We start from the raw sequence: 10,995 nt of genomic DNA, 5'->3' as shown, positions 1-10,995 counted from the left end.
TGTCATTCGGGGATCGTGCATAATTACCACACTCGCCCAGCCAAAAGAGCCCATGAAAGACACCGACGCCGTCCACATCACGCCCTACACCAAGCCCGCCGCCGGCTGGGACGCCTTGAAACACGTGGCCATCAGCCTGCGCCAGGAGCGCGTCGCGCCCGGGAACCTGAAGGCGCTGCTGGCGCAAAACCAGCCCGACGGTTTTGACTGTCCCGGCTGCGCCTGGCCCGACCGCAACCACGCTTCCACGTTTGCCTTTTGCGAAAACGGCGCCAAGGCCGTCGCCGCCGAAGCGACCAGCCGCCGCGCCGGCCCGGAGCTGTTCGCCAGCCATACCGTCACGCAGCTGCTGGAGCAGTCGGACTACGCGCTCGAGCAGCACGGCCGTTTGACGGAACCGATGGTGTACGACGCCGCCAGCGACCGCTACGTGCCGATCTCCTGGGACGACGCCTGCGCGCTCGTGGGGCGCCACCTGCGCGCCCTGCCCGACCCGGACCAGGCTGCGTTCTATACGTCGGGCCGCGCCAGCAACGAAGCGGCCTTTCTGTACCAGCTGATGGCGCGCCTGTACGGCACCAATAACTTCCCCGACTGCTCCAACCTGTGCCACGAGGCGACCAGCCGCGGCTTGCCGGCCACGGTCGGCATCGGCAAGGGCACGGTGACCCTGGCCGACTTCGAACTGGCCGACACCATCCTCATCTTCGGCCAGAATCCAGCCACCAACCACCCGCGCATGCTGGGCGAACTGCGCGACTGCGCGCGCCGCGGCGGCAGCATCGTCTCCATCAATCCCCTGCGCGAACGGGGCTTGCAGCGCTTCATGGACCCGCAAAGCGCGCTGGAAATGGCGACCCTGGGCAGCACGCGCCTGGCCGGCCTGTTCGTCCAGCCCACCTTGGGCGGCGACTTCGCCCTGATCAAGGCCGTCGCCAAGAGGGTCGTCGAGCATGACGACGCGGCGCAGGCGGCAGGCAGGCCCGCCGTCATCGACCACGCCTTCATCGCGGAACACTGCAGCGGCTTCGACGCTTTCCGCGACGACTTGCGCGCAGAGAATTGGCAACTGCTCGTGGCAGAATCGGGCGTGGCGCGCGCGCAGATCGAGGCGCTGACGGACATTTTTATTCATGGCCAGCGCATCATCGCCACCTGGGGCATGGGACTGACGCAGCACAAGCACAGCGTGGCGGCCATCCGCATGCTGTCAAACCTGATGATGCTGCGCGGGCAGATCGGCAAGCCCGGTGCAGGGCTGTGCCCCGTGCGCGGCCACTCGAACGTGCAGGGCGACCGCACGGTGGGCATCGAGGAAAAGCCGACGGCGGCCTTCCTCGACCGTCTGGGCCAGGTGTATGGATTCGCGCCGCCGCGCGCGCATGGCCACGACGTGGTGGCCACCATCGCAGCGATGCGGCGCGGCGAGGTAAAAGTGTTCATCGCGCTGGGCGGCAATTTCGCGGCCGCCACGCCGGACACGCCGCTGACCTTTGCCGCCCTGCGCCAGTGCACGCTGACGGTGCAGGTGGCCACCAAGCTCAATCGCAGCCACCTGGTCATCGGCCGTGAAGCCCTGCTGCTGCCCACCCTGGGGCGCACGGAAATCGACCTGCAGCACGGCGTGGCGCAGGGCGTGACGGTGGAAGACTCGATGAGCATGGTGCATATCTCGTACGGCCGCAATGCGCCCGCTTCGCCGCAGCTGCGCTCGGAAGTGGCCATCGTGGCCGGCATGGCCGAAGCGACCGTGGGGAGCAGCCTGGTGGACTGGCGCGCGTATGCGGCAGACTATGCGCGTATCCGCGACGATATCGAAAAGGTATTCGACGATTTTTACGACTACAACGCCAGGGTGGCGCAGCCGGGCGGCTTTCATCTGACGGTGGCGTCGCGCGAACGCGTGTGGAAGACGGCCAGCGGCAAGGCCAGCTTCCTCGTCGCCCCGCTGCCGCTGGACACGCCGCTGCACCGCGCTAGAGCGCGCCACGGCGAACGCCTGATGGTGTTGATGAGCACGCGCTCGCACGACCAGTACAACACCACCATCTACGGCATGGATGACCGCTACCGCGGCGTGTACGGCACGCGCAAGGTGGTCTTCGCCAACGCGGAAGATATCGCCATGCTGGGCTTTGCCGATGGCGAGCTGGTGGACCTGATCGGCGCCTGGGACGATGGCGTGGGGCGCCGCGCCGACGGTTTCCGGCTCGTCGCCTACGACATCCCGCGCGGCTGCCTGGGCGCGTATTACCCCGAGACGAACGCGCTGGTGCCGCTGGCCAGCACGGCCGACGGCGCCGGCACGCCCACGTCAAAGTCCGTGCCCGTGCTGCTGCAACGCAGTGAAGTTAAAGCGTGATGGCTGGCGTGTAATCGACGTAGGCATCCTGGCGGCAGAAACCCACCAGCTTCATGCCCGCCTGCGTGGCGATGGAAATGGCCAGTGAACTGGGGGCGGAAATCGTCGCCAGCAGCGGGATCTGCATGCGCGCCGCCTTGCGCGCCAGCTCGTAGCTGCCACGGCTGGACAGGAAGACGAAGCCGCGCCGCATGTCGATATCGTGCAGCGCCAGATGGCCAATCAATTTATCGAGGCCATTGTGGCGGCCGACATCCTCGAACACGTGCACGATATCGCCGTCGGGCGTGCACCACGCGGCCGCGTGCACGCCGCCCGTTTCCCGCATCAGCGCCTGGTGCTCGCGCAGGCCGCTTGATGCGCGCGCCAATGCGGCCGGCAAGTCGACGCGGATCAGGGACGGCGGCAGCGCTTGCGGCCGCAAGTCGAGCATGTCGATGCTGTCGATGCCGCACACGCCGCAGCCCGTGCGGCCCGTCAGCTGGCGGCGCCGGTCCTTCAGGCGCACGAAATCTTCCTGGGCGATGCTCAACGCCACTTCGGCGGAGTCGGCGCGCAGGAACACTTCGCAGTCGAAGATGGCATCGGCGGAAGCGACCACGCCTTCCGTCAGCGCGAAGCCATATGCGAACGCTTCCAGATCGCGCGGGGTGGCCATCATGACGACGTGGGAAATGCCATTGAAGACCAGCGCGACAGGAATTTCCTCGGCGACGTGGTCGATGGCGGGGGTAGCAACGCCCGCCTGGTGGCGGACGATGGCGCGCTCGACGAAGCCGGCGCGTTCGATCTCTGTATCTTCTGACATGGCAACCATGGGGGAACTATCACAGGCCCCATGGTAAACCAGAACGGCCAGGCAGGGGGCGGCCCCTGCCCGCGCCCTCAGTCCTTCTTCGGACGGCCCGTTTTCAGCTGCGGCAAGCCGGCCAGCACGTTTTGCAGGGTGGCCAGGTCGATCTGGCTGATCAGCGCCACGCCGATGCGCAGCAATTCGCTTTTCTTGATCTCGAAACCGGCCTTCAGGCAGGCTTTTTTCACCTGGCCCAGCACTTCATATTCCGCTTCCGGCATGGTGAAGCTGTCGCGCACGAGTTTCGGCTTGCGGGCTTTTTCCTTGACGGCGGCGACCTTGGCGACCGGCGCTTTTTTCGCTGGCGCAGGCTTGGCGGCCGCTTTGGCTACCGGTTTCGCTACCGGTTTGACGGCGGCTTTCGCTGCAGGCTTGGCGACGGCCTTGGCGGCGGGCTTCGCGGCAACCTTGGCCGCTGGCTTGGCAACGGCTTTGGCGACGACGGCCTTGGCCGCCGGCTTGGCGGCGGGCGCCTTGGCTGCGGCAGCTTTCGCTGCTACTGGTTTCGCTACTACCGGTTTCGCTGCCGCAGGCTTGGCGGCGACCGGCTTGACGGCGGCTTTTGCCACCGGCTTGGCCGCAGGCTTCACGGCTGGCTTGGCTGCAGGCTTGGCGGCTGGCGCGGCCTTGGCCGCTGCCGCATTGATCGAAGCGCTGGTGGGGAACATCGATACGGGGGCGCTGTCGGCTTTTTTCGCTGGGACGGTTTTGGTCATGGATTTTCCAATCTAGTAAATAATATAAACAATATATACTGTTTTTAAAAATATTGCTTGCTGCACATCAAGCCATGCGCACGGCATGGCGCAATGACCCACTATGCGCTGGCGCGGATGGTGAAATCGACTCCCACCTCGTCCCAGAATTCCTGCTCCTTCTCGATCCAGAACGACACGGTAGGATGGTGCGCCACCCAGCCGCGCTTGATATCGAGCTCGATGCGGCTCTTCATGCGCAGGCGCAGTTCGCTGAAATCGGCTTCGATGCGCGCATGCATGAGCAGGATCGACAGGCGCAGGGCCAGCACGGCCTTGGCAAAATCGGGGTCGGACAGCACTTCGCCGATCTTGCGCAAGTTGCCCTTCTGCGCCAGGATCAAGCGGCTCATGGTCTTCTGTTCGCGCGTGGTAAAACCGGGCAAGTCGGCGTTTTCCACGATGTAGGAGGCATGCTTGTGGTAGCCCGTCTGCGACACGGCCAGGCCCACTTCGTGCAGCAGGCTGCTCCAGCGCAGGCATTTCACCAGGGCGTCGGAGGTGGGCTTGAGCTGCGCATACATGGCCAGCGCCTGCTCGGCCACCCGGCCGGCGCGCTGCTGGTCGATATGAAATTTCTCCATGCAGCCCTGCACCGACTGCTCGCGGCGGTCGCGCTTGGTCGAGCGCAGGTACAAATCCCACATCACGCCCATGCGCAAACCCGCCTCGATCGGCGTCATGGCGGGAATGGCCAGTTCGCGGAACAGGCCGATCAAGATGGCCAGGCCGCCGACGATGGTGCTGGCGCGGTCGGGACGCAAACCGGGCATGTCGATGCGGCTGGTGTGACCGAGTTCGATGAAGCGGCGCGCCAGCGCGTCGAGGCTGACGCTCGTGAGCAAGCCATCACCGAGCTTGTTGCGGGCGATGATGTCGGCGATGGTGCGGATGGTGCCGGAAGAGCCGTAGGCCGTCTTCCAGTGCTGCGGATGATACGGCGGCGCCGCATCCTCGAAGTGGCTGCGCGCGGACAAAATGGCCGCCTCGAACGACGGCGCGTCGATGCGTCCGCCGATGAAGAACGACAGGCTTTGCTTGACGGTGCCCAGGCTGAACGACTCCACCCGCTCGATATCGTTGCCGCGCCCCAGTATCAGTTCGGTCGAGCCGCCGCCGATGTCCATCACCAGCCGGCGTTCGCCGGGTATGGCCAGCGCATTGGCCACGCCCATGTAGATCAGGCGCCCCTCTTCCTCGCCCGAGATGATCTCGATCGGATGGCCGATGGCTTGCTCGGCCAGCGGCAGGAAGACGGCGCCGTTGCGCGCCACGCGCATGGCCGACGTGGCCACCACGCGCACGGCATCGAGCTCAAAGCCGGCGAGGATGGCGCGAAAGCGCTGCAAACAAGCCAGCGCGCCCTGCATGGCCGCTTCGGTCAGGTCGCCATTGGCGTCCAGACCGGCGGCCAGGCGTATCGGGTCGCGCACGCTCTTGACCACGCGGATCGTGTCGCCATCATGCTTGCCGACGTGTAAACGAAAACTGTTGGACCCCAGGTCCACCGCTGCATACATACTGGCCTCTTGTCTTGTCATTGCAATGCCAACTGAAAAAGTTGGCAAACTCAGTTGCTAAACTATATAAATCATTTAAACGATTTAAAAATCCTACCACACTACCCCCATCGTATGACAGCGGCGTGACAGGATTGTGACAAGAAGTCGCGCAGCGGCGACGTTTACGGCACGATGGTGGTGAATAAATAAACCGCAAAAATCACCAGGTGCACCGTGCCCTGCATGACCGTGGTGCGTCCCGTGCCCAGCGACAGGGTGGCCACCATCAGCGACAGCAGCAACAGCACCGTCGACTTGATGTCGAGTCCCAGCGTGATCGTCAGGCCCGTGGCCAGCGACACCACCACCACGGCGGGTATCGTCAGGCCGATGCTGGCCAGCGCGGAACCGAGCGCCAGGTTCAGGCTCGTTTGCAGACGGTTCGCACGCGCGGCGCGCACGGCGGCCAGGCCTTCGGGCAGCAGCACGATGGCGGCGATGACGATGCCGACCAGGGTTTTCGGCGCGCCCATGGCGGCAATCGCCGTCTCCAGCGCGGGCGCCAGCGACTTGGCCAGCAGCACCACTGCGCCCAGGCACACGAGCAGCGCGCCGGCGCTGACCCAGGCGACCGTGGGCGTGGGCGGCGCCGCATGCACCTCTTCATCACCGACGGCTTCCTTGGGCAGGAAGTAGTCGCGGTGGCGCACCGTCTGCACCAGCACGAAGGTGCCATACAGGACCAGCGAGATCACGGCGATGAAAATCAGCTGGCTGGAATTGTAGAAAGGACCGGCGGCGCTCGAGGTGTAGTTCGGCAGCACCAGGGTCAGAACGGCAATCGCCGCCAGGGTGGCCAGCGACGCGCTCACGCCCAGCAGGCCGAAGGTCTGCTCGCGATGGCGCCCGGCGCCCAGCAACAGGCAGATGCCGACGATGCCGTTCAAAATGATCATGATGGCGGCAAACACGGTGTCGCGCGCCAGGCCCGTCGTTTCCGGTCCGCCGGCCAGCATCAGCGAGACGATCAGCGCCACCTCGATCAGGGTCACGGCCAGCGCCAGCACCAGGGTGCCATACGGTTCGCCGATTCGGTGGGCCACCACTTCCGCGTGGTACACGGCGGCCAGCACGCTGCCGATCAGGCCAGCCACCAGCAGTATCTGGTAGGTGCCGCCAAGATTGAAGGTGGAACCGAACAGGAACAGCCAACCGGCAATCGGGGCGGCAAGCGGCCATACAGGCAGGGATTTGAGCATTTTCATTATGGGCCTGGCAAGAGTAAAAAAGGGGAACTGCGGTGCGAACGGCAAAGGACAGCCTGGCGTGCATGCCATAGCATAACTTGCCTAGCTTAAATGAAAGTTAGGGAATGCACATGCTCGGGTGTCGGCGCCCCGCGCCGCGCTCACCTTTCAATCACCTTGCTGCAGTGCACCTGCTTGCTACTAGTAACTATAGTCCCTTTGGTAACATGCCGTTGCAATTTTCTTGTGTTTTTGCTTCCGGCTGGCGTCATAATGCAGAGCCAGCCCTCGCGGCACCGACCAAGGACAGACCATGATTTCAATAAACAGCACAGCCATGCGCACGCTCATCTTCGCCAGCAGCTTGCTGTGCGCCGCCGCTCATGCGGACACGCCGCCAGCGCCCGAAGCGCAGGTTGACGCGAACTGGGCCACCCCGCCCGCGCCTGCCGCGGAGTCACGCTGGCAAGACAGCCTGCCGCCCGCGCCGCCCGTCGCGCCACGCGAAGAAAAGATACTGCCCAAGAGCGAATGGCTGACCGTCGAGCCGATGAAGGCGCCTGACCGGCGCTGCGATCCGGGCCTCGATGCCCTGTTCCTGCCCAAGGAATGCGGCAAGGAACCGAGCTGGCTGGGCTCGCGCAAGAAATAATCCGATTTAAATATGGCTCTGTCATCGGCAAGTAGGGAAATGTCGGAATCTTCCTGTGGCCGTGCTGTCTGACTCTGCATACTCACCTCACAGGGAGCAGAAGATCATGCTGCCAGCCGAATGGATCAGTTTTATCGCGCAGTTTGCTCATTTGAGCCAGCGCCAGCGGCAGGCGGGCATTGCCCTGCTGCGAGGTAACTCTCCACACGACGCGACCGTCGCGCTGCTGGAAAGTGTGGCGCAGTTGCGATTGGCCTGTCCCGCCTGCCACTCGGTGCACTTGCACCGGCACGGCCATGCGCACGGCCTGCAGCGCTACCGCTGCGTGCCCTGCGGTCGCACCTTCAATGCACTCACCGGCACGCCGTTGGCCCGCTTGCGCCATAAAACCTTGTGGCTCGACTACACCGATTGCCTGCTGGCATCGGATTCCGTGCGCAAGGCGGCGTTACAGCTGGGCGTACACCGCAACACGACGTTCCGCTGGCGCCACCGGTTTTTGTCGTTGGCAAAGACGGACAGACCGCATGGTCTGCACGGCATCGCCGAAGCCGACGAGTTATATCTGCTGGAATCGGAAAAGGGATCCAGAAACATGACGCGTCCAGCGCGCCACCGGGGCGGCCATGCCCACAAGCGCGGCATTTCCAATGAACAGGTCTGCATCCTGGTGGCACGCGACCGCACGGGGCAGACGCTCGATTTTGTCACGGGAAAAGGGGCGTTGACGAAAGCGCAGCTGCATCATTGCTTGTTGCCTGTCATCGACAAGGACGTGCTGCTGGTGACCGATGGCCATGCCGCCTACCGGGCCTTTGCGAGGGAAGCGGGCATCAGCCACCAGGCCGTCAACTTGCGCGCCGGCATCCGCGTGCAGGGCGCCGCCCATGTGCAGAACGTCAATGCCTATCACAGCCGTTTGCGGCAATGGCTGGGTCCGTTTCATGGCGTGGCGACGCGCTACCTGCCGAACTACCTGGGCTGGCGCTGGATCCTCGACGCCAGGCGCATCCGTTCACCGGAAACGTTATTGAAAGTAACGCTGGGCGCATTCCCACATTTGACGGTGACATAGCCTTTAAATATCGAGGGTGCTCGCAGCTTGCGCCTCGACGACCCTGTTGCGGCCCGCCTGCTTGGCCGATTGCAGCGCTTCGTCGGCCCGCTTGAACAGGCTGACGGTGCTGTCTTCGGCGCGGATGGTGGTCACGCCCAGGCTGGCCGTCAGTTGCAGCACGGCCCGTTCCGTCTTGACGGGCAGCACTTCGACGGCGGCGCGGATGCGCTCGGCCACCATCAGCGCATCGGCCAAGGTCGTGCGCGGCAGCTGGATGGCGAACTCGGCGCCGCCCAGGCGGCCCATCAGGTCGCTGTCGCGCAACTGCTGGCGGCAGGTGTCGACGATGGTTTTCAGCACCGCATCACCGACCGGATGGCCATAGCTGTCGTTGACTCGTTTGAAGTGGTCGATATTGAGCACCACCAGCGCCGTGGGCAAGCCAGGCCGGCGCGCCAGCGCCATCCACGGCGCCAGCGCCTGGTAAAAGCCGCGCCGGTTCGGCACGCCCGTGGCCGCGTCGAGCACCTCCAGGCGCGCCAGCTCGCCGCCCAGTTTTTCACGCGACAGCAGCAAATAGCCGAAAGCGTTCGTCAGCATCATCAGGTACAGGGCGCCGAAGCCGGCCAGCTGCAGCAGCTCCGCGTCAAAAGCCGGGATCGTGGCGGCCAGCACGCCGCGCGCGGCGATCAGCAAGGACAGCAGACCCATGCTGACGACGAGGAAGCGGCGCAGCATGCTCGCCTCGCGCCATTTCAGGCACAGCGCGGCCACGCCGGCGAGGAAGAAGCCGGCGACGATCAGCGAACCGCCGGCGCTGCGCAGCAGCGGCGCCACGTCGAACAGATAACAGGCGGCAAACAGCCCCACCGACACACCCAGCGCCGGCAAGACATAGCGGCGCCAGCTGCTGCGCCCGGCCGCCTGCCACAGTGCGCCCGCGTCCAGCGCCATGCCGGCAAACAGCAGGCTGTTGCCCAGCAAGATGGAGAGGGAATCGGGCAGCACGCCGCGGAAATACAGCAGACACCAGGCCACGGCCTGGCATTGCTTGGCCACCGCCCAGGTGGACATGCTGAGCGACTTCTTGCGCTCGTACTCGAAGAAGAACAGGGCCGCGCACAGGCTCAGGTTGCCAAGCGCCAGGGCCAGTACCAGGGTCTTGATATCCATGGGCTACGCCGTCGCCGCGCAGGCGCGGCACGCCCGCTCAGATTTCGTGCTCGACATTGGTACTGCCGTCGCCGACCTTGCTGGCCCAGGCCTGCACGAAATACTGCTTTTCCACTTCGCTGGGAACTTCATGCCAGAAGACGATGAGGGTGCCCTTGTGGTCGTGGATTTGCGCCACTTTTTCAATGAAACCGACATTGCCGGCCTGGTCGGCCAGCGCCGCCGCATAGCCGTACACGCGCGTCAGCCGCTCGATGCGGTCAGGCTCCGTAAAACTGTTCGTCGCCGTAATGATGGGGTGATCCAAAAACATGCTTGCCTCCATGGTGCCCGACTGCGCAGCCGTGCCGCCGCGCGCCGTATGCATATACATATACGCATGCTCGGCGCGGATTAATCGGGTATGCTCACGGGAGCTTATCAGATTTCTCTGAATGCAACAAAGCATCTCCCCCAGTCCACTCAGCGAAGTCGTCCCATGCCGGAAAACAGAAGCACCACCCCGCCTGCCCCGCAGGTGCATACCTGTGGCGACCGGCGCCGCCTGGAATTCCAGCCCGGCATGATCCAGAGCGAAATGCTGCTGTCGCGCCCCGACCATCTGCTGCTGCGCTATGCGCGTGCCATGATGTGCTTTACCCTGTTCGTGCCGCGCCCACGGCACATCCTGATGGTGGGCCTGGGCGGCGGTTCGCTGCTGAAATTCTGCCACCGCCACCTGCCCGACACGCGCATTACGGTGCTGGAATTGCGCGCCGACGTGATCGCCCTGCGCGAGCAGTTCATGCTGCCGCCCGACGATGCGCGCCTGCGCGTCATCGAGACGGACGCCGTCAGCTATATCCGCCAGCATCCGGGCTGCGCCGACGTGCTGCTGCTCGACGGCTACGACGAGACGGGCTTGCCGCCGGCCCTGGGCAGCGCGCGCTTCTATGCGGACTGCCTGCGCGCGCTGCTGCCCGGCGGCGTACTGGTGGCCAACCTGTTCAGCTATGACGAGCACTATCCCGCCATGCTGGCGCGCCTGATGCTGACTTTCCGCGGCGCCGTGTGCCACTTCGACGGCATCGCCGGCAATAACCGCATCGTCTTTGCCGCCAAGCCCGAGCCGGGCCAGGACGCCGACGGCCGCGCCATGCGCATGGTGCGCCTGGTGCGCTGGCGCCGGATGGCCGGCCTGTCTTTCCTGAACCGATGGCTGCCGGCATGGCAGTTATGGCGCCTGCGCCGCCAGTCAGGCGCGGGCAACGACTGAAAGTCGACTTCTCCGGTCATAGATGTTGTTGCTTATTAGCAGTGATTTGGTGCAAAATTCGCATGATGGAAGTGGTTTATGACAAACTACGGCCTGCGTGGGGCCGGCAGGCGCCGCCGAACCCATGTGTCCATGAAGT

The 10,995-nt window shown here is 64.6% G+C and carries 10 protein-coding genes; 4 read left to right on the top strand and 6 right to left on the bottom strand.

Annotated features, from left to right (window positions below):
* Window positions 1-52 precede the first annotated feature (52 nt).
* Window positions 53-2,362 carry an FdhF/YdeP family oxidoreductase gene (locus P9875_RS12735; protein ID WP_278318586.1) on the top strand — a complete coding sequence of 770 codons (2,310 nt, stop codon included), beginning with the start codon at window positions 53-55 and terminating at the stop codon, window positions 2,360-2,362.
* On the opposite strand, the gene fdhD is transcribed toward P9875_RS12735, so the two are convergent.
* From fdhD to P9875_RS12715, 4 genes are all read right to left on the bottom strand, one after another.
* Entirely contained in the window at window positions 2,352-3,170 is an 819-nt protein-coding gene (gene fdhD, locus P9875_RS12730) for a formate dehydrogenase accessory sulfurtransferase FdhD (RefSeq protein ID WP_423221839.1), read from the bottom strand. The two genes, P9875_RS12735 and fdhD, sit on opposite strands and share 11 nt — an antisense overlap.
* A 77-nt stretch (window positions 3,171-3,247) precedes the next feature.
* On the bottom strand, window positions 3,248-3,931 hold the full coding sequence (locus P9875_RS12725) for a hypothetical protein (RefSeq protein ID WP_278318584.1): 684 nt from the start codon (window positions 3,929-3,931) through the stop codon (window positions 3,248-3,250).
* 101 nt (window positions 3,932-4,032) lie between these two features.
* Entirely contained in the window at window positions 4,033-5,490 is a 1,458-nt protein-coding gene (locus P9875_RS12720) for a Ppx/GppA phosphatase family protein (RefSeq protein WP_176388314.1), read from the bottom strand.
* Window positions 5,491-5,654: 164 nt separating this feature from the next.
* Complete coding sequence (locus P9875_RS12715; RefSeq protein ID WP_278318583.1) at window positions 5,655-6,737, bottom strand: calcium:proton antiporter; 1,083 nt, start codon at window positions 6,735-6,737, stop codon at window positions 5,655-5,657.
* Between the two features lie 295 nt (window positions 6,738-7,032).
* Here P9875_RS12715 and P9875_RS12710 point away from each other — a divergent pair, with 295 nt between their 5' ends.
* Window positions 7,033-7,371, top strand: coding sequence for a hypothetical protein (locus P9875_RS12710; protein ID WP_152598643.1), 339 nt, complete (start codon window positions 7,033-7,035; stop codon window positions 7,369-7,371).
* Between the two features lie 106 nt (window positions 7,372-7,477).
* Entirely contained in the window at window positions 7,478-8,446 is a 969-nt protein-coding gene (locus P9875_RS12705; protein ID WP_035817735.1) for an IS1595 family transposase, read from the top strand.
* Window positions 8,447-8,449: 3 nt separating this feature from the next.
* Here P9875_RS12705 and P9875_RS12700 read toward each other — a convergent pair whose 3' ends face one another.
* Together P9875_RS12700 and P9875_RS12695 are read right to left on the bottom strand one after the other, a co-directional pair.
* Window positions 8,450-9,601: a GGDEF domain-containing protein gene (locus P9875_RS12700; protein ID WP_278318582.1), complete on the bottom strand. Its 1,152-nt coding sequence runs from the start codon at window positions 9,599-9,601 to the stop codon at window positions 8,450-8,452.
* Between the two features lie 37 nt (window positions 9,602-9,638).
* Window positions 9,639-9,914 carry a hypothetical protein gene (locus P9875_RS12695; protein ID WP_035826809.1) on the bottom strand — a complete coding sequence of 92 codons (276 nt, stop codon included), beginning with the start codon at window positions 9,912-9,914 and terminating at the stop codon, window positions 9,639-9,641.
* Between the two features lie 165 nt (window positions 9,915-10,079).
* Between P9875_RS12695 and P9875_RS12690 the strand changes: the two genes are divergently transcribed.
* Window positions 10,080-10,856 carry a transferase spermidine synthase gene (locus tag P9875_RS12690; protein ID WP_219311373.1) on the top strand — a complete coding sequence of 259 codons (777 nt, stop codon included), beginning with the start codon at window positions 10,080-10,082 and terminating at the stop codon, window positions 10,854-10,856.
* Window positions 10,857-10,995 lie beyond the last annotated feature (139 nt).

The sequence above is a fragment of the Janthinobacterium rivuli genome (assembly GCF_029690045.1).
In the GTDB taxonomy this organism is placed as follows: Bacteria; Pseudomonadota; Gammaproteobacteria; order Burkholderiales; family Burkholderiaceae_D; genus Janthinobacterium; species Janthinobacterium rivuli.
The sequence above is the reverse complement of the archived record's forward strand: the minus strand, read 5'-3'. Positions and strand labels throughout refer to the sequence as shown.